Annotated in this window: 23 protein-coding genes; 9 read left to right on the top strand and 14 right to left on the bottom strand. The window is 39.7% G+C overall.

The genetic code is table 11. The annotated features are described in order from the left end of the window. Positions 1-158 precede the first annotated feature (158 nt). Positions 159-989, top strand: coding sequence for a histidine kinase (locus tag U859_RS0105385; protein ID WP_162799873.1), 831 nt, complete (start codon positions 159-161; stop codon positions 987-989). A gap of 13 nt (positions 990-1,002) precedes the next feature. Here the strand turns inward: U859_RS0105385 and U859_RS0105390 are convergent, their stop codons facing one another. From U859_RS0105390 to U859_RS0105400, 3 genes are all read right to left on the bottom strand, one after another. Next, complete coding sequence (locus U859_RS0105390; protein ID WP_025142402.1) at positions 1,003-1,470, bottom strand: hypothetical protein; 468 nt, start codon at positions 1,468-1,470, stop codon at positions 1,003-1,005. A gap of 16 nt (positions 1,471-1,486) precedes the next feature. Continuing rightward, positions 1,487-1,867 (bottom strand): LytR/AlgR family response regulator transcription factor, encoded by a 381-nt coding sequence (locus U859_RS0105395; RefSeq protein WP_025142403.1) that lies wholly within the window; start codon positions 1,865-1,867, stop codon positions 1,487-1,489. A 268-nt stretch (positions 1,868-2,135) separates the two neighbouring features. Further along, positions 2,136-2,597 (bottom strand): PA2169 family four-helix-bundle protein, encoded by a 462-nt coding sequence (locus tag U859_RS0105400; protein ID WP_025142404.1) that lies wholly within the window; start codon positions 2,595-2,597, stop codon positions 2,136-2,138. 321 nt (positions 2,598-2,918) lie between these two features. Here U859_RS0105400 and U859_RS0105405 point away from each other — a divergent pair, with 321 nt between their 5' ends. Next, complete coding sequence (locus tag U859_RS0105405; RefSeq protein ID WP_025142405.1) at positions 2,919-3,407, top strand: ankyrin repeat domain-containing protein; 489 nt, start codon at positions 2,919-2,921, stop codon at positions 3,405-3,407. Here U859_RS0105405 and U859_RS0105410 read toward each other — a convergent pair. The 4 genes from U859_RS0105410 to U859_RS0105425 all read right to left on the bottom strand — a co-directional run bounded on the left by U859_RS0105410 (position 3,404) and on the right by U859_RS0105425 (position 7,432). Continuing rightward, on the bottom strand, positions 3,404-4,009 hold the full coding sequence (locus U859_RS0105410) for a hypothetical protein (protein WP_025142406.1): 606 nt from the start codon (positions 4,007-4,009) through the stop codon (positions 3,404-3,406). The two genes, U859_RS0105405 and U859_RS0105410, sit on opposite strands and share 4 nt — an antisense overlap. Before the next feature lie 65 nt (positions 4,010-4,074). Beyond that, positions 4,075-6,267 (bottom strand): catalase, encoded by a 2,193-nt coding sequence (locus tag U859_RS0105415; protein WP_025142407.1) that lies wholly within the window; start codon positions 6,265-6,267, stop codon positions 4,075-4,077. A gap of 10 nt (positions 6,268-6,277) precedes the next feature. Further along, on the bottom strand, positions 6,278-6,832 hold the full coding sequence (locus U859_RS0105420) for a ferritin-like domain-containing protein (RefSeq protein ID WP_025142408.1): 555 nt from the start codon (positions 6,830-6,832) through the stop codon (positions 6,278-6,280). A gap of 222 nt (positions 6,833-7,054) precedes the next feature. Continuing rightward, on the bottom strand, positions 7,055-7,432 hold the full coding sequence (locus U859_RS0105425) for a winged helix-turn-helix transcriptional regulator (RefSeq protein WP_025142409.1): 378 nt from the start codon (positions 7,430-7,432) through the stop codon (positions 7,055-7,057). An 80-nt stretch (positions 7,433-7,512) separates the two neighbouring features. On the opposite strand from U859_RS0105425, the gene U859_RS0105430 reads away from it, so the two are divergent. Beyond that, positions 7,513-8,259, top strand: a complete 747-nt coding sequence (locus U859_RS0105430; RefSeq protein ID WP_025142410.1) for an SDR family oxidoreductase — start codon at positions 7,513-7,515, stop codon at positions 8,257-8,259. 126 nt (positions 8,260-8,385) lie between these two features. Here the strand turns inward: U859_RS0105430 and U859_RS0105435 are convergent, their stop codons facing one another. Then, a complete protein-coding gene (locus tag U859_RS0105435) occupies positions 8,386-9,072 on the bottom strand; it encodes a DUF2461 domain-containing protein (protein ID WP_029985485.1) in 687 nt (228 codons plus the stop codon). Between the two features lie 332 nt (positions 9,073-9,404). Between U859_RS0105435 and map the strand changes: the two genes are divergently transcribed. Beyond that, a complete protein-coding gene (map, locus tag U859_RS0105440; RefSeq protein WP_025142411.1) occupies positions 9,405-10,208 on the top strand; it encodes a type I methionyl aminopeptidase in 804 nt (267 codons plus the stop codon). Positions 10,209-10,324: 116 nt separating this feature from the next. Here map and U859_RS0105445 read toward each other — a convergent pair whose 3' ends face one another. Continuing rightward, a complete protein-coding gene (locus tag U859_RS0105445; RefSeq protein ID WP_025142412.1) occupies positions 10,325-11,323 on the bottom strand; it encodes a 2-hydroxyacid dehydrogenase in 999 nt (332 codons plus the stop codon). Positions 11,324-11,590: 267 nt separating this feature from the next. Between U859_RS0105445 and U859_RS0105450 the strand changes: the two genes are divergently transcribed. Continuing rightward, a complete protein-coding gene (locus tag U859_RS0105450; protein WP_025142413.1) occupies positions 11,591-14,233 on the top strand; it encodes an outer membrane beta-barrel protein in 2,643 nt (880 codons plus the stop codon). Positions 14,234-14,573: 340 nt separating this feature from the next. Here U859_RS0105450 and U859_RS0105455 read toward each other — a convergent pair whose 3' ends face one another. The 4 genes from U859_RS0105455 to U859_RS0105470 form a co-directional block, all read right to left on the bottom strand. Next, positions 14,574-15,299, bottom strand: a complete 726-nt coding sequence (locus tag U859_RS0105455; protein ID WP_162799874.1) for a hypothetical protein — start codon at positions 15,297-15,299, stop codon at positions 14,574-14,576. A gap of 73 nt (positions 15,300-15,372) precedes the next feature. Beyond that, positions 15,373-16,272: a DUF4097 family beta strand repeat-containing protein gene (locus U859_RS0105460; RefSeq protein ID WP_025142415.1), complete on the bottom strand. Its 900-nt coding sequence runs from the start codon at positions 16,270-16,272 to the stop codon at positions 15,373-15,375. A gap of 24 nt (positions 16,273-16,296) precedes the next feature. Next, complete coding sequence (locus U859_RS0105465; RefSeq protein WP_025142416.1) at positions 16,297-17,070, bottom strand: HEAT repeat domain-containing protein; 774 nt, start codon at positions 17,068-17,070, stop codon at positions 16,297-16,299. Beyond that, a complete protein-coding gene (locus tag U859_RS0105470) occupies positions 17,063-17,623 on the bottom strand; it encodes an RNA polymerase sigma factor (protein ID WP_025142417.1) in 561 nt (186 codons plus the stop codon). The genes U859_RS0105465 and U859_RS0105470 overlap by 8 nt, the downstream gene beginning before the upstream one ends. A 285-nt stretch (positions 17,624-17,908) precedes the next feature. On the opposite strand from U859_RS0105470, the gene U859_RS0105475 reads away from it, so the two are divergent. The 4 genes from U859_RS0105475 (at position 17,909) to U859_RS30280 (ending at position 21,639) form a co-directional block, all read left to right on the top strand. Beyond that, entirely contained in the window at positions 17,909-19,384 is a 1,476-nt protein-coding gene (locus U859_RS0105475; RefSeq protein WP_025142418.1) for a PAS domain-containing sensor histidine kinase, read from the top strand. A 294-nt stretch (positions 19,385-19,678) separates the two neighbouring features. Continuing rightward, the gene (locus tag U859_RS0105480; protein ID WP_025142419.1) at positions 19,679-20,248 is read left to right on the top strand and encodes an outer membrane beta-barrel protein; all 570 of its coding nucleotides are present in this window, start codon (positions 19,679-19,681) and stop codon (positions 20,246-20,248) included. Between the two features lies 1 nt (position 20,249). Beyond that, positions 20,250-20,957, top strand: coding sequence for an AcvB/VirJ family lysyl-phosphatidylglycerol hydrolase (locus U859_RS0105485; RefSeq protein ID WP_025142420.1), 708 nt, complete (start codon positions 20,250-20,252; stop codon positions 20,955-20,957). A gap of 7 nt (positions 20,958-20,964) precedes the next feature. Continuing rightward, on the top strand, positions 20,965-21,639 hold the full coding sequence (locus U859_RS30280; protein WP_084153027.1) for an AcvB/VirJ family lysyl-phosphatidylglycerol hydrolase: 675 nt from the start codon (positions 20,965-20,967) through the stop codon (positions 21,637-21,639). Position 21,640: 1 nt separating this feature from the next. Here U859_RS30280 and U859_RS0105495 read toward each other — a convergent pair whose 3' ends face one another. Then, positions 21,641-24,229: a phosphatidylglycerol lysyltransferase domain-containing protein gene (locus tag U859_RS0105495; protein ID WP_029985488.1), complete on the bottom strand. Its 2,589-nt coding sequence runs from the start codon at positions 24,227-24,229 to the stop codon at positions 21,641-21,643. Between the last annotated feature and the right edge of the window lie 4 nt (positions 24,230-24,233).

Consider the following 24,233-nt stretch of genomic DNA (forward strand, 5'->3'; position numbering starts at 1 on the left):
ATGTAATACATTATGCCGTAAATATCCTGTTATTTTATGCACACACCTGGCTATTGGAAAAAGCATTTTCCTCACCTAGACAAATGATATGGAAAATACCTCTTTTCGTCTTACTAGAGCTATTTATTTACACTTTTGGTGTGCTAGAAATGGACTTAATGATTATAAAATATACAGATTTAATTTCTAAAGACTTCATATCTACCAGTGTAAGGATATATAAATTATTATGGAGATCCTCTTTCTTTATGCTATTCTCCACAGGTTACTTTTTCTTAAAGCGTTATTTAAACGAAAGAGCTGAAAAAGAGCGTATCGAAAAACAGCGGTTCCAAATGCTTTTGGATAAGGAGAGAACCGATAAAGAACTTTTAGTGTCGAAAAATGCCTTTTTGAAAGCACAGATTAATCCACACCTGCTTTTTAATACCTTTGAGTTTATCCATCAAAAAATCAGGCAACACTCACCCGAAGATGCACAGGTAATGGTATACCTATCAGATATGATGCGTTTTGCAGCAACTACCGAACACCAGGAAGGTTATATAAAAGTAAATGAAGAGATTACCCAATGTCAGAACCTCATCAAGCTACATCAGCTTACACAGGGGCAGGTTTTTATTGAGCTGGCCTTTTCGCCGGATGTACTTGGCATCAGGCTTATTCCATTGGTATTATTAACCATTTTAGAGAATATGTTTAAACACGGTAATCTTTTTGACAGGGATAACAAAGCCACCATAGATATTTATATGGATGGTGAGACATTAAAAATAGAAAGCCGGAATTTACCCGGTCTGGTAAAAAGTGAGGTTGGATTTGGCTCCGGACTTGATAATATCAGAACCAGATTGGATTATACTTATGGCAGAGCAGCAGAAATGACAGCCGGCATTGATGATGAAGGCTTTTATACCTTGAGTATAGCAATAAAAGAAAATGCTTTGGAAACTGCTTTTCCAGATCAATTACAGGAAATAATACATTGATAGCATTATTTTATTAAACATACCTATCAATAGCTGGCCGCTTGGTTATTTCGTAAAAATTAGAGGTATTAAAAGATGATACTTTAAAAACGATTTCTTCTTCCCTTTTAGCAAGGGCATGAATGCCTGGTGTAAATCTTTGCTTAAATAATTTAATGCATGCTTCAGCGTGGCAAATTACCTCATATCGGTTTTTGCTTTTTACAATTACTTCCATTACATAATCGGGCCATTGTTTACTGATCAGACGGGGCAACCAGCTAAACTGCTGTTTCCTGATCAACTCGCCCATTGCCTCAACAGCTGCCTGGGGTATCCCCTCGCCTACAATCTGAAGCCATTCCCCTTTAACTTCATCGATTATACCCATTACATCACTGCCGGATAATACCAGCCATGGATCCTCCATGCTGGCCCGCATGAGCTGATAAGATTGATCTTTATTAAATTCCTGCCGAAAAAGGTAAGTGAGTTCTATCATGAGGCGTTAGATTATATCAGTTTTTAATAGGAAGATTATTAAGCCTAACCAATGTTTCGATGGTATTGGTAAAACGTTTCATCGATATGGGTTTCCCCAGATAGCATTCAAAGCTAGGATCGATCGTCCTCACCTCATGCTCCAGATTAGAAGAAGCATAAATCACAAATCTGGCCTTTTCCCTTAAATGTTTAGAAAGTTCAGTACCTGCCATTCCATCCATATCGATATCCAAAAACAAAAAATCTATTTTATCTCCTTTTCCAATGATTTTTAAAGCATCAAGAGGATTATTAAAGGTACTGGACACTTTCAGAAAATCAATTTCATTGATGTAATCATTCAGCGCATCGATGGCATGCTGTTCATCATCAACTATCGAACAGTTGTAATACATATTTGTAAGTTAAAGTAGACTATACAAATGTTGTTAAAATCTCTATAATTTCCAATAGCCAAAGATAAAAAAGGTAAAAGTACGGTAGCAGGTGTATTTCTAATACGAGTATCCAATTCTTAAATGCTGTGAGAAAGAATTGTTTAGCACTACAGGATGGAACAGAAAAAATAATGATTGTTCCTACGAGCTGAAACCAGGTAATTTTTAGCCAAAAAGAAAGCCGCCAAATTGTTTATAATCTGGCGGCTTATATTATTTATTAGTTCTATAATGCTGCGTGCGCATCTCTTAAGGCCTTAATGGCATCATGACTGGTATTGATACCTGATTGTTGTTTTAATAACACTTCTCTAATGTTTTCGCCCAGTTCGTTTTCCTGAAGTGCATCGCGGTAAGCTTTTTTTATGGCATCTTCTCCACGTTCGCATTCTGCTAAAATACTGTGTCTGTCATCGCCACCAAAGCTTGCCTTAATGTCAATCCATGCACGGTGCAAACTGCCTAAGATGGTATTTCCTGTATCTGGATTTTCACCATTTCTGCCAACTAATCCCGCAAGTTCGGTTACGTTAGCCCTGCTATCTGAAGAAAATTTATCAAAAGTTGCTTTTAAATCAATGTTTTCGTCTTTTAAATCTGCACTTGCTTTATCAAAGCCATCTGCCCTATCGTTGTTAATTTGAATAAGGTCGTTTAATACTTCCACTGTTTTTTCTTGATTTTCCATAATATATTGTAGATAATTTAAAGTAATAACAGTGCTTTTAGAAGAATAGTTTAGATTATCTTACAACATTTGTTAAAAAGTAAGGGAAACTGATTTTTTGGTTAAGAAAAGCCGGAGCGCCAAAATAGCTGAAAAAGAGAAAGCCCCATATTACTATGAGGCTATATAATGATGTTTTATAGGCATCCACCGATAAAACTAACCAAACAAACTATACAATAAACGCAAGGCGATTTAATTTGTTTTAAAAAAAATAATAAAATTTTAAAGCGATAATATCCGGTTCTTAAAACTTTAAACCATAACAAGGGTTATAGCAACATGGAGAATATAAATGAACTGATTATACCCGCTGCCCGGCTTGGCGAACTGGATGTTATAAATGAACTGATTAACAGAGGTGTAGATATAAACCACCGTGATGATAAAGGTTATACGCCTTTAATTATTGCCTGTTATAATAACCAGCCTGAAGCTGCCAAAATATTAATTGATGCAGGAGCGGATATTGATGCCGCAGATTTTGGCGGAAACACCGCCTTAATGGGGGCCAGTTTTAAAGGTTATACACCTATTGCAAAATTGCTGATCGAGAACGGTGCCAGTTTAAATCTTCAGCATGGAAATGGAGGAACGGCTTTGATGTTTGCAGCAATGTTTGGCAGAAACGATGTATTAAGGTTATTGCTCGAACATGGTGCTGACCCAACTATTGTAGATAAAACAGGAAAGCGCGCTGTTGAACTGGCTGCACTACAGGGAAATGAAGTTGGGATTGAAATGTTACAAGCACATATCGAGGATACTTAATCGTTTAATAAGCCTTTAACCAGGCTTTTCCACTGCGGGTATGATAGGCCAAGTTTTGCAGCCATACCCACTACGAAGTTTCTTCCCTTATCGTAAAAACTTCCTGTTTCGGTATTTGGTAACTCATTTCGTCCATGCTCCTCAGCGGTAATATGTAAGCCGTTTCTTTTAACTACAAAGGTAGATGTTGCGGTATCTTTTAAAAAATGTGCCGTTTTACCTCCGGTTTCGAGCGGGTGCGCGCATGGCCTGACGGTAATTGCCAAAACCTGATATTCTCCTTCCTCAATATTTTTTATTTCCTGGATACGTACCCAGTCGTAACCCTTCCCCACGTTAGTGCCAGGTCCTGGGATATCGATCCGGATAAAATCTCCTTCTTCAGCAGTTCTTTCGGCCTTAATGCCGTGAGGATCCATCAGCTGAAAGTTAGACATTCCTGCATATTTACCCCAATCGTTTACCGATAAAAGTTTCGCGGAGGTTCTGTTAAAAAGTGTTATAGCTTCTTCAATGGACGAACAAAATTGTTCTTCCAAAGCGTCCATACTAGTCCCGGTATATTGTTTGGGGATGATATTTTGGTTAGATTGATCTTCCATGATATATTTGAAATTAGATCAGCGTAGCCTTAGCCACGCTGATCATTTTATAGGTTGAACTATAATTAAGCAGGAATTTTTCTTGGATTTTCCCTGTCCCAAAAACGGTGCTGCGCAATCATTTTGATAAAGGTAGCGGTAAGCGCTTTTAAATCTTTGCCTACCAATACACCTTCCCGCAAAACGGTTTCTTCTGAATATTCTGCAGGTAATTTTTTGAAAAAATAAGTCGATTCCAATACCTGAAGTGCTTCTTCATCTGCCGCAATGGCTTTACAGTGTTTAAAAGCTTCGTTTAAAAAATGGACCGCATTGGCTTCGGCTTCTAATGTAGCTACCGAATTGCCACCACCTGGTACATATACGGCATCGTAAAGCACTGATGCCGCTGTTAAAAAGCTTTCATCTGGCGTAATCTGCTGATCTTCTTTCGAAATGATCTGTCCTAATTTAGGCGCAATAATGTGTACCACTGCTCCTTCGGCAATCAGCGCATCTTTAACTTTGCTTAGCGAAGCTCCATCTACCCCATCAGCGGCCAAAATGGCTACTTTTCTGGTTTTAATATTGTCTTTTATCGTTCCAGCCATGCTTAAAGCTTCAGATTTTGCCAAACTTCCTTCAGGATTTAATGAAGCATAATCAGCACGGTTTCCATCTGCCGGAATACTGTTGTTTAAATCTTCCAACGGGATTTTTGGAATATGCAGACCAAGGGCAAAAGCTACTTCAGCAGCAAGTTTTTTATCTATCTGTACCAACACAGCAAGCATCCGCTCTCTAATCTCCACGGCTTTAACTTTACCAAGCTCGAAACTTAAGGCATCAACAATGTGGTTTTTCTCTGCTTCGCTCTGACTGTTAAAAAACAACCTGGCCTGCGAAAAATGGTCGAAAAAACTTCTGCTTCTGGCCCTTATTTTCTTTGCATCTATACGTTCGTTATAGCTGGTAAAACCACCATCAGCGGCTTTAGCCTGTTGAGGATCATTATTTGCAATGGCATTTGGGCCATAACTGGTTTTGCCCCTGTTTATGGTTTGGCGCATATAACCATCGCGTTGGTTGTTGTGGACAGGAACCACTGGACGGTTAATCGGAATCTCATGGAAATTTGGTCCACCTAAACGGATTAACTGCGTATCGGTATAAGAGAATAACCTGCCCTGCAATAAAGGATCGTTGGTAAAATCGATACCTGGCACCACATGCCCCACGTGGAAAGCAACCTGTTCGGTTTCGGCAAAAAAGTTATCGGGATTGCGGTTTAAGGTCATTTTACCAATGCGTTGTACTGGAACCAGCTCTTCCGGAATCAGTTTGGTTGGATCCAACAGATCGAATTCAAATTTAAATTCATCTGCTTCAGGAACGATCTGCACACCAAGTTCCCATTCAGGGAAAGCGCCGGCCTCAATCGCATCCCATAAATCGCGACGGTGAAAATCCGGATCTTTACCAGAAATTGTCTGCGCTTCATCCCATGCTACAGCATGTACACCCAAAAGAGGTTTCCAATGGAACTTAACAAAATTTGCTTCACCTTTGGCATTTACAAACCTGAAAGTATGTACACCGAAACCTTCCATCATGCGGTAACTTCTTGGCAAAGCCCTATCACTCATCGCCCACATCACCATGTGTGATGATTCTGGCATCTGGGAAATAAAATCCCAAAAAGTATCGTGCGCAGAAGCTGCCTGCGGCATTTCGTTATCTGGTTCAGGTTTTACAGCATGGATCAGATCTGGAAATTTAAGTGCATCCTGAATGAAGAATACAGGCATGTTGTTACCCACCAGATCAAAATTACCCTCCTGTGTATAAAATTTCACGGCGAAACCACGTACATCCCGAGCCAAATCCGTTGATCCACGGGAACCGGCAACCGTAGAAAAGCGCACAAAAACAGGCGTTTCGGCACCTGGATCACAAAGAAAAGCAGCACGTGTCAGTTCAGCCATATCTTCGTACACTTTAAATACGCCATGAGCGGCAGAGCCCCTGGCATGCACAATCCTCTCAGGTATGCGCTCATGATCGAAATGGGTGATTTTTTCCCGGAGCATAAAATCTTCCAATAAGGTTGCTCCTCTTTCACCTGCTTTTAAAGAATTCTGATCGTCGTTAATTTTTAGCCCATGGTTGGTGGTCATTAACTCACCACTGGCATCGGCTGTAAACGATTCGAGTTTTCTGGTCTTATCGTTTTCCTGCTGTGGCAGTGCATTTTTTTGATCTGATGTTTTCTTAGCCATTTTTATTCGTTTAAGCTTCTTCAGCTGCTTTGTAATTAATTTCGTTTTCTGCTATATCGGTCAGTTTGCTGTCGGCCAGCTTTTCTTCAGAAAGTGTTTGCGCTAAAATATCGGCAATATCAGTTAAGCCTAGTGTGGTGGCTAATTGATAAAGTCCGCCATAACTGGCAATTTCATAATGTTCTACTTTTTGCGAAGCGAGGATAATACCTACATCACGGGTGGCGGTACCCGGCTCGGTTTCTTCTACAATACCTTCTGCTTCTTTGGAGAGACCTTCCATGGCATCGCATTTTTTAGCGATGGCTTTCTCACCCAATAGCTCAAATACCTGTTCTAACCTGGTAACATGGACTTTAGTTTCTTCGAGATGTGATTCGATTGCATTTTTAAGCTCGGGAGCTGTAGCGGCCGAAATCATTTTAGGTAATGCTTTTACCAGGTGATTTTCAGCCCAATATAGATCAGCGATGGCATCTTTAAATAATCCGTTTAAAGCAGGCGCATCTTGTGCCGTTGTTTTAGTCGCGAATTTTGGATCGCCACCAGTTTCATTTTTTTTCATGGGATAAGCTGTTTAAGGTATATAGCTACAACCTTTTATTTCAGCTTAAGTTTTATGTTTCTTTGTTTAGTTTGAAGAGTCGGGAGATAGTCCGGAGTCTTTAGTCCATAGTCCTAAGTCTGGAGTCCATAGTCGATTAACCGATAAACTAGTTTGGAGTCTGGAGTTTAGCATTTAGCGTCGATTAACCGATTTAAACAATTAACCGATTAACCTAAAAACCTACCCTTCTTTTAGCTTTTGCCTGTGTTGCTTTCCCCATTTGATCATTTCGAGGATGATATCGCCAAAAGACCTGCAATAATCAGTAGAAGTATATTCGATGCTTACCGGAGTATCATCTATAACAGTTCTTTTGATCAGTTGATTGGCCGTCATTTCTTTTAATTCTTTTGAAAGCATCCGTGTGGTAATGCCGGGAATACTTCTTTCAATGTCCCTGAACCTTTTATTGCCATTACAGATGGAATTGATAATCGGCAGTTTCCATTTTCCACCAAGAACATAAAGCGTATCCTGTAAAGCCTGTATTTCTTCCTGCTGATTACGGGGGTTAGACAATACTTCAGCTGCGATCTGATTTCTTTTTTCTGTTTCCATAACTGGTATACTCTGTGATACTACTTACAAAAGTATACCAATATAAAGATATTTTTGCATCCATCAATATATATTTTATCATGAATAATTTAAAAGGAAAAAAAGCGCTGGTAACCGGCGGAAATAGCGGTATTGGTTATGCCACCGCAAGAGAATTAAAAGAACAAGGTGCTGAGGTAATCATTACCGGAAGAAGAAAAGATGCCGTTGAAAAGGCAACTGCAGAACTTGGTGTTAAAGGCTTGGTGGCAGACCAGAGCCAGGTTAACGCAATTGAAGGACTCGCAACGGAAGTGCAAAAAACCTTTGGGAAAATTGATATCCTATTTATAAATGCTGGTGTAGTAGAACAGAGCAGTATAGCTGATGCTACTGAAAAAACCTTTGATACCATTATGGATGTGAACTTTAAAGGCGCCTATTTTACGTTAAGCAAGTTTATACCATTGTTAAATGATGGAGGCGCTGTTGTGTTCCTATCTTCAAACACAGCAAGTATGGATTTACCGAATAGTTCGATCTATTCGTCGAGCAAGGCTGCATTAAATTCAGTTATGCGTATTGCAGCAGTAGAACTGGCACCAAGGCAGATCCGAGTGAATAGCGTTAGTCCGGGGCCAACTGCTACAGAAATTATGAATAAAAAAGGCCTTAATGAAGAACAGTTAGCCGCACTTAACCAATGGATGATTGATCGCATTCCACTTAAAAAAATCGGGAAAGCAGAGGATGTGGCTAAAATGGTTACTTTTTTCTGCGGTAATGCTGCTAACTTTATTACAGGGGCAGAAATTGTAATGGATGGCGGAATGAGCCTTAAGGTTTAGTCTGAAATCGATTTTTACCATTAAGGAATTAAGGACATTAAGAAAAGGTATTATATAAAATTGCTTCGCGGATGATTGTTCGCGAAGCAATTATTAGTTTTGAGTCGGGAGTAAATGCAATATGCCCTATTCTCCATTTGCATCGCCACTTAACACACTGCTCATGTAATCGAAAAAAGGACGCATATCTTTAAAAGCCTGCCCCATCTGCTGGACGAAATTATCGCTCAATACTGTTTCATCATCAAATTTCTTCACCAATAAAAATTGTTTAAAACGTAAGAGATCGATATCGGGATGATCGGCCTCGAAGCCTTTGGGTGTGGTTTTAAGTTGTTCGCCTGCTAGGCTGCCAAAGGAAGATATAAAATTTTTATCGCCCAAAATATTACGTAGTGGTTGTGCATCAAAGGCAACATCATCTCTGATGAGTTTCAAGTCTGCTGGCGAAGGTCCCCAGAATCCACCGCCTACGAAAGTGTTTCCTTTCTCGATGTGGAAATAATAACCACCTCGCCTGCTTTTGCCAGCGCGTTTGAAACTTCCGCTCCAATGTGTTTTATATGGTGTTTTATCTGTCGAAAAGCGGGTATCGCGGTAAATGCGGTAGAGACTTTTTTTACCGGAAAGGGTTTCGATTACATCATGAAGATTTAATTCGGTTAATAAAACGGAAGCAAAGTTTTCGATATTGGCCTGCTCGGCAAGAAATTCGGTTTTTCGTTCGTTAAACCATTCGCGGTTATTGTTCTTTTTTAACTGTTCTAGAAAATCGATATTGGAACGGTATATTTTTATAGGTGTGGTAGACATGTAATGGTATTATTTATTTTTCAAATATAGTGGGAGGATGAAGGATATTTTCCATGGCAGCGTAATAAAGCTAAGTATTTTTTTACCATATAAGGGATATAAGAAACATATAAGGTCTTACCGGTTTCATTTCCATCATCCATTTCCCATTGTACTTCATTTTACACCACCTAAGCCACTTTAGAACATCTGAGTTTACATAACTTCCAACATTTCAACTTTCCAACCTTGCAACAATAAGCACAATTTGGCTTCCATCATGCATTTTCCATCTTACGTATTACATCTCACATCATTTCCGCTTACCCGCATCTTTTTGTAAATTTGCAGCAATGATTTTATACAAAAGCAATGAAGAGGTAGAGTTGATGCAGATCAGCGCACTACTTGTAAGCGATACACTGGCAGAAGTAGCCAAAATAATCAAACCGGGAATTACTACACTACAGATTGATAAACTGGCCAATGAGTTTATACTCGATAATGGTGCTGTTCCATCTTTTTACAACTATAACGGCTTTCCTTTCCATATCATTACTTCGGTAAATGATGTGGTGGTACACGGTTTTCCGAGCGAGTATGAACTGGTAGATGGCGATATCATTTCGGTGGATGTAGGTACCATTAAAAACGGATTCCACGGTGATCACGCTTATACTTTTATCATCGGTGAAGTATCACAAGAAATATTAAATCTTGTTAAAACCACAAAAGAGTCACTTTTTGTAGGGATTAAGGAAGCGGTAGTGGGTAAACGTTTAGGCGACATCGGTTATGCCATCCAAAACTATAACGAAAAACAAGGTTATGGTGTGGTGAGGGATCTGGTTGGTCATGGTTTGGGTAAAGATATGCATGAAGATCCCCAGGTACCCAACTATGGCCGCAAAGGCACAGGTATGTTATTAAGAGAAAACCTGGTGATGGCCATCGAGCCGATGATCAATATGGGCAAAAAAGAAGTATTCTTAGATAATGATGGCTGGACGATCAGAACGGCCGACGGGAGTCCTTCAGTGCATTTCGAGCATGATGTATGTGTTAAAAAGGGCGAAGCATTAATTCTTTCTAACTACGCGCCAATAGAGGAAGCAGAGAAGAAGAATATCAACCTGAATACTTCATATTACGCGTAATAGCATAGAGGAAAGTGCAAAGGGCATAGCGTTATGTTCAAGCAGTTGATGGTTTATAGATGATGATGTAATCTATGAACCATCAATCAAACCGCCATACGCCCAACGCCACCCGCTTATACCAAAACCGCAGCCTCATCTGCCCCATCACCTGCCAACAAAGCTTTAACCGTCCCAAGTGTCGATTCAGCAATTTCAGTTAACGCTTCTTGTGTAAAAAAAGCCTGATGCCCTGTAACCAATACGTTCGGGAAACTGATCAGTCGCTGAATATCATCATCGCCAATAATACTGGTAGAAAGATCCTTGAAAAACAATTTTTCTTCCTGTTCATATACATCAATGCCCAATGCCGCAACCTGCCCCGTTTTTAGTGCATCAATCACTTCACGCGTGTGAATCAATCCTCCCCGACTCGTATTAATCAGTGTAACACCTTTTTTCATCGCCGATAAACTGGCCGAACCGATCAGATAATGGTTCTCCGGTGTAAGCGGACAATGCAGTGAAATAATATCTGCGTCTTTAATCACTTCATGAAAAGGAAGGTATTTTATACCCGTATTTCTTAGCTGTTCGTCCTCAAAAGGATCATAAGCCAGTACTTTGCAACCAAAGCCCAGCATGATTTTACAAAATGCAGCGCCAATTTTCCCGGTTCCTATTACCCCTACTGTTTTGCCAAAAAGATTGAAACCCATTAAGCCGGAAAGCGAAAAATTCTGCTCGCGTACACGGTTATAGGCTTTATGCGTTTTACGGTTTAGCGTGAGCAACATTGCTACAGCATGTTCAGCAACGGCCTGTGGAGAATAAGCCGGAACACGGCAAACGCGGATACCGTATTGCTTTGCTGCCTCCAGATCTACATTATTGAAACCTGCACAGCGCAGTGCAATGATCTTTACACCTTTTTGCGCCAATACTTCAATCACTTCAGCGGTTAATTTATCGTTTACAAATACACAAACGACATCTGTGCCAGCTTTTATGGCATCGGCAATGTGAGGGCCCAAGTGGGTTTCCCAAAATTCCAGTTCGAAATCATAACGTTCGTTGCAACTTTCAAAAAATTCCCGGTCGTAAGGCTTGGCAGAAAAAAATACTATCTTCATTATGGTAAAAATACGATTAGTTTATTGGTAATCGGTTAATTGTTGAAATCGGTTAACTGAGTCCCAACTCCAATCCCCAAACTCCAAACTGGTTCAATGTTAATTGACTTTGGACTCCAGACTTAGGACTATGGACTTCATACCCCCAGCTCTACATAAACCATATTCCGTTATACATCTTCCATTGTACCGCATTGGTAACATGTTGATTACGCTCCATGCGATTAGCTTACTGCTCCGTATTTTTATGGCACACACAAATAATTCATGAGGGTATTTACTAAATCGATTTGCTTACTCCTGCTCTTTGCGGGTATTTTTACAAACAGTTATGCACAGAATTATACCGTAAAAGGTATTGTTTTGGATACAGCTGGTCTGCCGCTGCCTGGTGCGGTGGTTAGGATTAAATCGGGCAACGATAGTGTTGGCACTTCTGCCAATCCCGATGGTACCTTTATTTTGAGTAAAATCAAATCCAGGCAGTTTACCCTTTCTGCTGCCTTTATCGGCTACGACACTTTTATTAAACAATACCTGATCGACAAAGGCGCCCTGCTGAATATCACCGATATTAAACTCAAACCATCTTCAAATACTCTTGAAGGCGTGGTGATTTCTGGCGTTCCACCAGTAAAAGTAACCGAAGATACAGTGAGTTTTAATGCCAAGGCTTTTCCTGTGAGAGATGGTGATGCAGTAGATGAAGTGCTGAAAAAACTGCCGGGCATTAAAGTAGATAAAGATGGTAATGTAACCAGTCAGGGCGCACCGGTAACCAAAATACGGGTTAACGGAAAAGATTTTTTTGGAACTGATGTAGCCACCGCTATTAAGAACTTACCTGCCGATATCATCAAGAACCTACAATTTATCGACGATTATGGTGATCAGGCAAAACTGACCGGCATTAAAACCGGCGAGCCGGAAAAGGTACTGAACCTGACCATTGAAGAAGATAAAAAGAAAGGATATTTTGCCCGTGCATCGGCTGGGGTGGGCAATTCAGACCGCTACAACACCAGCATAAGGGGAAACAGCATGAAAGGAGAGCGACAAATTTCTTTTGATGGAACATCGGCCAACGCCAATATGCGTGGTGGCGGAGGTGATGGTATCAATACCAGAAATGCCTTAGGTTTGAATTATAAAAATGAGTTTAGTACCAGACTTTCTGCTGATGCATCATATAACTTTAATAACAATAAGAATAATACCATCAGTTCTACCTACACCCAAAGTGTTTTACAAGATGCCGGTCAGAATCCAATAAACCGGCTTGAAAATGCAGGTAATAATAGTAAGAGCAACAATAATAACCACTCCTTTGGTGGCAACTTAGAGTATAAAATCGATACAATGAACTACCTTAAGGTTTCGCCAAATTTCTCTTACAGCAACAATAGCGGGAACAGTACCGGAGGCTCCGATATCACTCAGGATACACTCTCTACAAACAGGCAAAGTACAAACTTTAATACTTCTAAAAATATTAATGCACGCACCAATTTCTTTTTTAACCATAAATTTGAGAAAAAGGGCCGTAACATCACTTCGTGGGGCAGCATCAGTTATTCGAACGGAGAAAATTATAAGGATGTATATAACCGGTACATTAATACACATAACAATGCGGCAGATTCTGTTTTACAAAACCAGTTGAATAATCAGGACAGCCGAAATTTCGGACTTAATGCAGGTGTTTCGTACATGGAACCGATCTGGAAAAAAACTTTTCTGGAGGTAAATTATAACTGGAACCGTTCGTCTACAAACAATTCGCGTGATGCTTATGATGTGGTTGATGGAAATGAAGTGTTCAACCCTAATCTGAGCAACATCTACGATTATCAGTTTATTACCAATAAAGTTGGATTAAATTACCGTTACATCGGCGAGAAACTCAATTATACAATTGGCCTTAATGCACAGCCGGCAATATTGCGTGGAGAGAACCTGAGCAACAACATCCAAACGGTTAACCGTTCGTTTAACCTCATCCCTTCTGGCCGTTTTTCTTATAAATTCTCTAATCAGGAATCTTTCGACATTAACTACTGGGGTCGGAACAATCAACCCGGATTTTTGCAGCTGCAGCCAATATCTGATAATTCGAACCTCCAGAATGTGGTTACAGGAAACCCAAACCTGAAGCCCGAATTTATTCAAAGCATTAACGCACATTATAAACAGGCCGATTGGAATGCAGGGAAAATAATCCAGGCGAATTTTAAATATGAGCGTACAAACGACAGGATTGTAACCACAAAACAGCGTGTGCCCGGAACCGTTAACCAGCTTACCAGCTACATCAATGCAGATGGGTATTACACCCTTCAGGGCGATTATAACATCAGCAAACCACTTTCTGCAGAGCGGAAATTTACCATTGGCTACTCGGGTTCTGGTCAGTTGAACAACAACATTACTTTTACAGATGACAGCCGGATTGAAGCACAAAATTTATCCTGGCGCCAGGAACTGGAGTTTCGGGTAGATTTAAAAGATATTGTCAATTTTCAGGTAGAAACTTCTTACTCACAAAACCTCACCAATTACTCCAGCGATAGTTTTGCCGATCGTCAATCTAACCGATTTGAATGCGGTATAGAAGGCCGAAACTACTTTTTTAAAGACCTTACTTTAGGTTATGATTTCACCAAACAGGTCAACTCCGGTTTCGATAATGGTGCGGTGCGCAACCCAACACTCCTACGCCTTTCAATGGAGTATAAATTCATGAAAAACGATATGGCCGCCATCCGTGTGGAAGGATTTGACCTTTTTGATCAGAACTCGGGTATCTCGAGAGATGTGTTTGACAACGTGATTGTGGACAGGCAGGTAAACCGCCTGGGCCGATATTTTATGTTATCGCTGATTTATCGGGTGCGTAAGTTTGGAGGATAAGCTAGCATTTTTTACCACCGAGTACACAGAGAGAAAGCACAGAGCGCACCAAGAAAGGGAGTTTAAAGGCGAATTGTCATCATCTCAGATTTTGATAAAAGGATCGTCATCCCCGTTTGCTCGGGGATGACGATTCTCACAGATCTCTCCACTGCGGTCGAGATGACGAAATTAGCTAAAAAGAGATGACGGGAACGAGCGATTGCTCTCTGTATTTCTCTTAATGATTTTAATTCCTTTATGAAAAAAGATTCTTCATTGCATTCAGAATGACAAAAAGGGATGAAGCGATTGATTAGCTCCTATCGCCAAACACTAACCGCTTCCCCATCTTCCATCCCTACTGGTTTCTTAAATAAATATTCCCGTACGATGAGCTTAAATCATAACTTGGCCCAACACCTGGAGCAGCCGTTAAAGAAGTAAAGAAATTTTCCTCTTTCATTTCTGTCGGTTTAAGCACCATATCGGTATAAATTTTTCCATAACGGTTGGTGAGTTTAATTTTACCGATGGCACTTTGGTTAATACTGGCATCAATACCACCATATCTTGCATCAACTTTTATAGGTCCTTTAAAATCCTTAATTTCTACAATACCGTAAACAGAGCTTACCTCGGTGCTGATCCCGGCCGGAAGTTTAATGTTGATCGTAATTTCAATATCCTTCGTTTGGTAGCTCGATATTTTAGTACCTCCTTTTTCTTTGATGTAAGCATCAAGATCAGCTTTCGAATTTAAGCGCGTTTTAATGCCGTTTTCCTTTACATAATAAGCATCGGGAATTTTATCCATATCGAGTTTATTTTTGATGGTAACCGTTCCATCAGTGCTACTCTCCTCGAGGGTAAAAGCCGAGTCGCTTTCACCATCATTGATCTTAACCGTAGCTTCTATACCAATTTCATTTTTATCCCAGCTGGAAACATGTACAACCTTTGGATAATCGAAGCGGAGTACCACTGCATCGCCCTTTTTAACCGGATAAGATTTATTAATTTTGGTTTGCGAAAGGGCAATACCCGGCACCATGGCCATTAAAAGCCAATATAATATTGTTTTCATAAAAGTATACTTTGTTGCCTTTATTGCCAAGAACAGGCTTCAGACAGGTGAAAAGGAAAACCTAAAGAGAACGTTATTTCTCTCTCAGGTATACATTTTTGTAACGTGAATTTAAAATCAGGTCAGCACCGCCACCATTAATCTTACCTCTTATATTTTCAGCATTACGGCTACTGCTGTATTCAAAACCATCACCACTAGCAGAAGAGGTTAAAGTATTTAATGTTTGACCTGAACGGATCATCGTTACCTGACCACCACCATTTGTACTACCGCTTACAGAAGTAAACCCATTGCGGTCTGTTTTTTCCGATTTATCGATGGCTATTTTTAAACCCTCAGCGGCGTAAAGTTTGCCATAGCTGGTGCCTAATTCTACATTTGCTTTTGTAGTAGCAGGAAGCGACACATCTACATAACCATATACCGAAACAATAGATACCGGGCCTTTAATGGCTTCAGTAAAAATAGCATCTACCGAACCATAAAGTGTTTTAATATTCATGGGGCCACTGTTGTTTTCGAGCTTGATTTTGTTATAGCTGGTGGAAACCTCTATTTCACTTTTAAGATTTTTCAGAATAATCTCATTCTGATACACATTGCTTTTGTTGGTAAAAACTATTTTAATGTTTTGAGGTACCTTAATGGTTAATATGCCTTTAATATCCCTGTTTACCGCATTTACATTAATTTCTCCACCTTTTTCAGTAACATCTAAGCCTAAGCCCGTATTATCGCTAAAACCCGATCCGCTGATGGCACGCAATCCTTTTGCACGTTCATCTACCTCTTCAGTTTCTCCTTTAGGTATAGAAAATACAATTTCATTTCCACTATAACCTTCTACTATTGCGCCCGAAATATTCAGGTTGAGCTGCCCCGAGTTTTTGTTTAATTTGTATTCTTTCTGTGCTGATGCCGATACAGCGATGGCCAGCAGAGAAAAAAGAACGATAAATTGCTTTTTCATATTTTTATTGTTGTTTATTTTTTTTTATAATTTGTCTTGATTTAATAATACACTGTAGGCCTCATCGCGTACCGCAGCAAAAGTTTCGGGGTTATTGGCCAGCGCATAAAGTTTTTCGCCAATTTCTACATTCTTCATTTTGCCTAAAAAGCTAACCAGGCCAAGCTGCACCATCGGATCGTCCTGCTTATTAAGCGAATTTACCAGCAATTTTGAGGCATATTTATCGGTGCTGTATTTTTGCAATATATTCAGGGCAGCCAGGCGTACATTGGTGTTCCCGTCGTGATTGAGCGTTTTCGATAGCATATCCAGCGTTTTATTATTGATCCGGTTATTTTTTTCGATTTTTAATATCGCCAGCAACCTTACACTCGCCGAACTGCTATCTTTTAATGCTGCATATTCATCACGCTTGCTAATGTATTTTGGCCTTTCCTTTATCGTTTCAGGCTGATCTGGTTTAACCTTTGCGGTTTGAACCAGCCTATTTTGCTCACCTGAAGCCTTATTTGTTTTTCCTTCAGGCCTGATTGGTAAAGTAGCAGTAGCCCCTTTTGAATATGAAATTCTTTCTACTTGTGTTTGCGGGTAAAAAAAAAGCCATGCAGTTGCCGCTACCAGCACTACCGATGCTGCAACCAGCCATTTGCTATTGAAAAATCTTAACTTTTTGACTTTTAGCTGTTCAGGCTGTACCTGCATCCGCTTAAAGCGGTCCATATCAAAGGCCGGTGCTTCGAGATGATCGAATTCCTCCCGGTGCTGTTCCACAAAATCCTTTATCTGATCATTCATAATAACATTTGTCTTTAAGTGATAATAAAACACGCTTTTTTGCCCTGTGGTATTGTGTTCTCACTGTACTGGCCGAAAGTCCGAGCATTACTGCAATTTCTTCATGGGTCATCTTTTCAAACACATACAGGTTTAAAATCGTCTTATAACCTGATGACAGTTCTTCGATACTTTTTTTCACATCCTCTACCCTGCAGTCGAAAATTTCTACATCATCGTTATCGTTAATCCCTTCGTCTTCAACATCCATATCGCCCAGATCAGAAAAGGCTATTTTTCTTTTTCTTAAGTGGGAAATGGAGCGGTTAATGGCCATCCGCCTTACCCAGGCTTCGAAACTAAGTACGCCCTTTAACTTGCTCACATCACTAAACACCGTACAAAAAATATCCTGCAGGATATCTTCTGCCTCGCCTGTATGGCTCACAATCCGGCTGATCGAATTATAGATCTTTCTGGCATAACGGTTATAAAGTCCCGTATAGCCTGCTTCCCTGCCCTCGAGGCAGAGTACAATTAATTCCTGATCGGTTATCTGTTCAGCAGTGCGCAATGTTGAGCTTTTAATTTATCTGTTATAATACGTTTCTATTCTCTAGTCGCAGCATGTACAATAGTGTTGCATCATTTTTTCAAAAAAAACTAAAAAAATATAAACGGAAGTAAATCTAATCAAACAATTAGGCAAAAAAGTCTGTTTAAACCTGTTAAATAACATATTTTGTTTTAGGAGTACTCATCTTTATAAATGGAAAATAATTGTCATTCAAAGTTGAGTTTTTTTGAAAATCAGCTTTTAAAAGTAATTTAGTGTTGAGATTAATTCCCTTCCAATAATATGAACAGTTTAACTGAAGATAAATATGCCAGTAAAAAAGCAATCGCTGCAAATGAAGAACGTTTTAGAGCGCTCATAACGGCCACTTCGGATATTGTATACATTATGAGCGCCGATTGGCGCGATATGAAACAACTGGAAGGAAGGGATTTTTTAGCAGATACCAATGAACCATTGGCAGACTGGATCGCTAAATACATCCATCCGCTTGATCATGATCAGGTTAGAACAGCTGTTGAAGAAGCAAGAAGGGCTAATAAGATTTTTCAGCTTGAACACCGGGTGCTCCGGGCCGATGGCAGCATTGGCTGGACACTATCGCGCGCTGTACCGATTCTGGATCATGAAGGAAAAGTGCGCGAGTGGTTTGGTGCGGCCAGCGACATTACCGAAGCCAAACGTGCTGAAGAATCACTTAAACTGACAAAAGAACTCACTGAGCAACAAAAGCGGGTTTATGAAACCATCGCAAACAGCACACCCGACCTAATGTATGTTTTTGATCTTCAATACAATTTTATCTATGCCAATGAAGCCCTCCTTTCGATGTGGGGCAAAAACTGGGATGATGCCATTGGAAAAGGTTTGCTGGAAAATGGATATGAACCCTGGCATGCGGAAATGCACCAGCGTGAAATAGACCATGTGCGTGCCACCAAAACAGCTATCCGTGGCGAAGTTTCTTTTCCTCATGCTTTATTTGGGAAACGTGTTTACGATTATATTTTCACCCCCATACTTAATGATAAAGGCGAAGTTGAAGCAGTAGCAGGTACTACCCGCGACATTACCGAAATCAAACAAAATGAGCAGCGGAAAAATGATTTTATCGGCATGGTAAGTCATGAACTTAAAACACCCCTCACTTCTTTAACTGCTTATCTCCAATTGATGGAAAAAAGCAATCCGGCACAAGAAGATCCAATGACAAAAAAGATATTGGAACAATCGATTAAACAGAGCCGCCGGATGACGAACATGATCAATGGCTTTTTAAACCTTGCGAGATTGGAATCTGGAAAAATGTTTATCGAAAAAGAACCTTTTGATTTTGCTACATTTTTACAGGAAATTGCCGAAGAAACCCGGATGCTATACACCCAACACCGGTTTGCATTTTCTGAAATGGCACCTGTAAACATTAACGGTGATATGGGTAAGCTGGCGCAGGTAATCAATAACCTGATTGGTAATGCTGTAAAATATTCGAACCTGGGCACCCAGATTACCATATCCGCAACAATTGAAGGCGATCAGCTAAAAATCATTGTTAGCGACGAGGGTACGGGCATTCCACAGGAAGAAATTTCAAAACTTTTTGACCGCTTCTACCGCGGACAAAATAATAACCTCATTGCAGGATTTGGTATAGGGCTATATGTATGTCGTGAAATTATTGAAGGACATGGCGGAAAAATCTGGGTTGAGCAGAGCACTGGCCATGGAAGTACGTTTTGTTTTACGCTACCGGTTTAGTTTTAGTCTGGAGTCTTCAGTCCTTAGTCCTCAGTCGATTATACAATTAATAAATAAAGTCGATTTTTCAAACGAAATGTCACCCTGGGCGAAGCCGAAGGGCATTTTAGTTTTACGTTTATATTAATAGCGATAGCCTTAAGATTCCCGCATGCGCGGGAATGACGACGTTTCTATTGAAATCTATCTATGAGCGTCAATTAACCGATTTAAACAATTAACCGCTTAACCAACCCAATCAACTATTGACCAATCAAAGCTTTTTATTATGTTTACCGTAACATTTTAAAAACAATGACACTCAAAAAAATACTTATTGGCAATTTATTGCTTATCCTTCCATTTCTTTCTTTTGCACAAGAGAAAACCAACAACGGAACATTTTCCGTGTCACCTGCGTTCGAGCTGTTAAGATCTACACACAGTAATCTTTTCTATGCACCATCGTTAAAAGTAAATTACCTTTTTGCAAATGGTTTAGAGCCTGGCTTTGGGATAGAATATGCCACCACTCCTATCCATCACGACAATGGTTACGTACTGTACAAACTCAAGTTTTTACCCATATACGGTAACTTAAAATACAACTTTAAAACCACCAAAAAGATCAGGCCGTATGTAGAAACCTCACTGGGTATTTCCTTTAACAAATACGACATTGCAGAAGATCCTACACCCGATATTAAAAGCAAAGTAAGCGAAGAAGGGTTTTATGTTTACACCGGTTTTGGTGCAAAATACAGCATCACCCCAAAATTAAACACCTTTTTAGCCGTTGGATTAAAAGGATACAAAATGAGTACAAACGATCTGGATATCAATCCGCACGGACTTTCCTTTATGTTAGGTTTTACATTTTTATAACATGAGAATAATCGGTTTTTTACTTTTATTGGCAATCACTTTAAGCGGTTGCGCATTGTTTAAAAGGGCCAGGGTGCACGAAAACAATGCCATTGAAGGTAAAGAATTTAATCTGCCTGTTTTTTTATATCCTGCCAAAGATACGCAGGCTAAGAAACTCCTTATTTTCCTATCTGGCGATGGTGGCTGGATCAAATTTGAAGACGAGCTTTCTTTAAAATTTGCAGAAAATGGCTTTCATACCATTGGCATTAATTCGAGGGATTATTTCTGGGAGCAAAAAACACCAGAGCAAACCGAACGGGATGTTGTTCAACTGATCCGCAAATACGCCTTTAAGTATAAAACCCGTGAGATTTATTTATGCGGTTATTCATTCGGTGCAGATGTGGTACCATTTATCTACAGCAGGCTTCCATATCGTGCCAAAAGGCATGTTAAAGCTTTAGAAATGCTTTCACCCTATGCTACCACATCTTTCAAAGTCCATTTTGGCGATCTCACCAACCTATCGGGCGATAATTACCCCTATAAGGTTGATCTCGAAATCAAAAAAATAACGATTCCTATTTTTTGCTTTTATGGTGAAGAGGAAACGGATAAACCTTTAAAAAACATCAGTCAAAAGAACGTGGTAATTGATAGTATTCCCGGTAACCACCATTATCAAACTGCTGCATACAATAAAATAATAGCGGCATTGAAATAAACATCAAATGATTTATAGAATTTCCCTTTTTTATACTTTAATGTTTTGCATGCTTTTTAGTCAGGCGCAAGATATATCAAAGCTGCCCTTAACAGCCAAAGCAAAACCAACAGCAAAAAGCATTATTTTTTACCTTAGCGGCGATGGTGGTATGAATAGTTTTTCGCAAAGCCTTATACAATCACTCCATGATAAAAATTATGCGGTTGTTGCTTTAGATAGCAAAAAGTATTTCTGGGATCAGAAAACACCCGAAAAATTGGCGCAAGACCTGAACGCCACAATTGAATTATATTTAAAAAATTGGGACAAAGATGAATTTTCGATTCTGGGCTATTCTTTCGGCGCAGATGCGGCCCTGTTTTTAACGCCAAGGTTGCCAAAAGATCTGCAGCCAAAATTAAAATCAACCATATTGCTTTCTCCATCCAATTCAACTGATTTTGTAATCCATTTATCAGATATGATGGGCTTTGGCAGTAAAAACGCCAAATACAAGGTGTTGCCCGAAATCAACAAAATCAGCGGAAAACTCTTGTTTATTTTTGGCGAAGATGAAGACAGTGATCTGTACAAAGCCATTCCTGATAAGAAAAATATTACCAAAAGCCTTATCCCCGGATCGCACAAATTTAACAACGATACCAAAAAAGTAGTTTCTGCCATCCAAACCGGACTGTAGCTTAACTGCCTTCCGAAATCCGCTTTAAGGCATTGGGCACCTGTAACAAATGGTAGTGATGACTGTATATCAGGTATTTCTTATTCCACGAAGGATAGAATTTCTCTTTATATTTCCTCAAGCCTTTAAATTGTGCAAAAGCCTTTAAGTTATCGTAAGCGTATTTAATTGTTTTTTGAGTAAAATCCTCACCATTTATCCCCGATAGCGGTGCTAACCCCATATTTACACTTTTAAAACCCTCTTCTTTAAGGTATAAAAAGGTTTTGGCCAGCAGCATATCCAACACCCCGTTTGGCGCATCCGTTTCCTTTCTGATGAGGTCGTAAGTAGCCTCTCCCGGTGCATAATCAGGTACAAGATTTAAGAAAGCATAAACCTTTTCTTCCGCATCTTCTATCGTCAAAATGGTCTGGTTTTTTAATATCGTTTTATCAAAAACACCCTGGGTAAAAGCCACTTCTTTCTGATCTAAGTCCCGAAGCCAATTATCAGAAACCGTTTGAAGTTTCTGCAAAAGTCCTTCTTTTTGCTGGCCATTATACACTTTAAAAATAAACCCTTCGCTGCTTAACCTGTTAATCGCGCTTCTCGTTGTCTTCATCTTACCCCCATCAATGGTAAAAGCAGTAAGGTCTAAAACAGCTTCTTCACCTATCGGAATAAACTTTTTGCCAATAGATTTATATAAACCCAGCGACTCATGAGGCACCCTGTAATAAGCGGCTATAAATCCGGTCTCCTTACACCTTTCCTCAAATTTTTTGATCATCGCTATCTTTTCCTCATCACTGCCCGCAACAGGATCTTCCAATACCAGGGCAAAGTGACGGGTGATCTTAAAACTGATAAATGCAGTGCGGTTCTCGTTAAAATAGATGAACTTATCAGGATAGGTTTTAAAATAATCGAGTGCCGAATTTCCTTTCTCAGTTAACAAACGGTCTGCTTCGGTAAAATCTTCAGGACTGTTGTAAGGTTTAAAAAAGTATGGTTTTAGCAAACTAAAAATGATAAAAAGAATCACTAAACCACTGGCGGCGTAAATGGATTGTTCGAAATGGCTTCCAAATTTGGTAATTGGGTTCAGGGCTTTATCATCAACAAAAAAAATAATTTTCAATACTGCTTTTACCGAATCTACAAACTTGAATTCTACCCCAAAATGCCTTTTTTCCATAAAATAGAAGCCCAATACGCCATAGGCGAAAACTGCGGCAATGGCGTATAAGAATACCCAGTAACTTACCCTTACAAATTTTGGATGCGGTTTCAGTTTATAATTATCGCGGGTATAAAATAGCGTTGAACCTGCAATTAATGCCAATGTGGCCTCTTCATAATCGGCAGCTTTTAATAAATGTCCTATGATGGAAAATACGGTGAGCGAAAGGGCTACATACCAGGCACGTTTTGATCCCTGTAATAAAAAGATACTCAACATAACCAATATAAGACCGAAAATGAGCACCAGTGCATTACTGGTTACAATCAGGTCTTCGGGCAATATATCCCTCACCAGCCTAAGCCTGGTTGGAATGGATGGTGTTATTGAAGAAATGATATTCACCACGCCCAAGATTAAAATGATAAAGGCGGGCAGTACACGTAAGATAATGCTATCTTTTTTGAGGATAAAACTGATGATACCACCGATTAAAGGCAGCCAGAATTCGAAAAACCTGAACATCAATGTGATGGTTGCCGCTGCAATAAGCGGAAAACCAAACTGCCCTAAAATAAAAGTAAGCGATACCTCTATGGTACCCAAACCTCTTAAAAATGGTGATGCAATAAGCAGGATCACCATGACAATATAACCTACAATTGCCGCCGGAATACTGGCATGAAAACCAAGCGCCAGCATACAAATGTATAAATGCAGGATGCCAATAAACTCAATAGCGATAGAAACCAGCAACGTTAGCCAAAACTGCTTCCTGCTAATATGTTCTTCGATCATATCATCAAAAACGGTAACCAATGATGGTCTGATCTTCGAAATATACTGATAGGCCCATCCTTTTTTTGAGATGGAATAAATGCTTATAAAAAGAAATGCAGTTAAAAGTAACAGGAACACAAAACTGATAATTTCTACCTGCCCCAACCGTGTTGATAACAGCGCGATGCCCAGTACAGGGATGGCGACAACAACTACCGAAAGGATTCCACAAAACGCAAATAAGGTAGATGATAAGTGGATTTTGGATTTCGAAATCCCTTTCTCTTCAATTTCCCTGGTAAAAAATATCAGCGACGAAAAACCTCCCGCAGGCAAAAAAACACTGATCAGGTTACGCTTTAAAAAAAGTTTTATGGCATTGCCCAGTGAAACATCAACATTAAGGGCTTTAAAACTATGAACATACATCTGACCCTGCGCCACAATATAAACGCCGGTAAGTAAAATACCCAGCACAATATAAAGTGGTACAGCAGTATCTAATTGCCTGGTAATCTGTATTACTTCTACGTGCTGGTTCCGGATAAAGAATACGGCCATCCCGAGCATAAAAACAGCAAGGAAAAATTGCCAGAAAAATTTATTGTATACCAGATTAGATAGAAAGGACTTTGCTTTATGCATAAAA

Source organism: Pedobacter jeongneungensis (assembly GCF_000633455.1).
GTDB classification, from domain to species: Bacteria; Bacteroidota; Bacteroidia; order Sphingobacteriales; family Sphingobacteriaceae; genus Pedobacter; species Pedobacter jeongneungensis_A.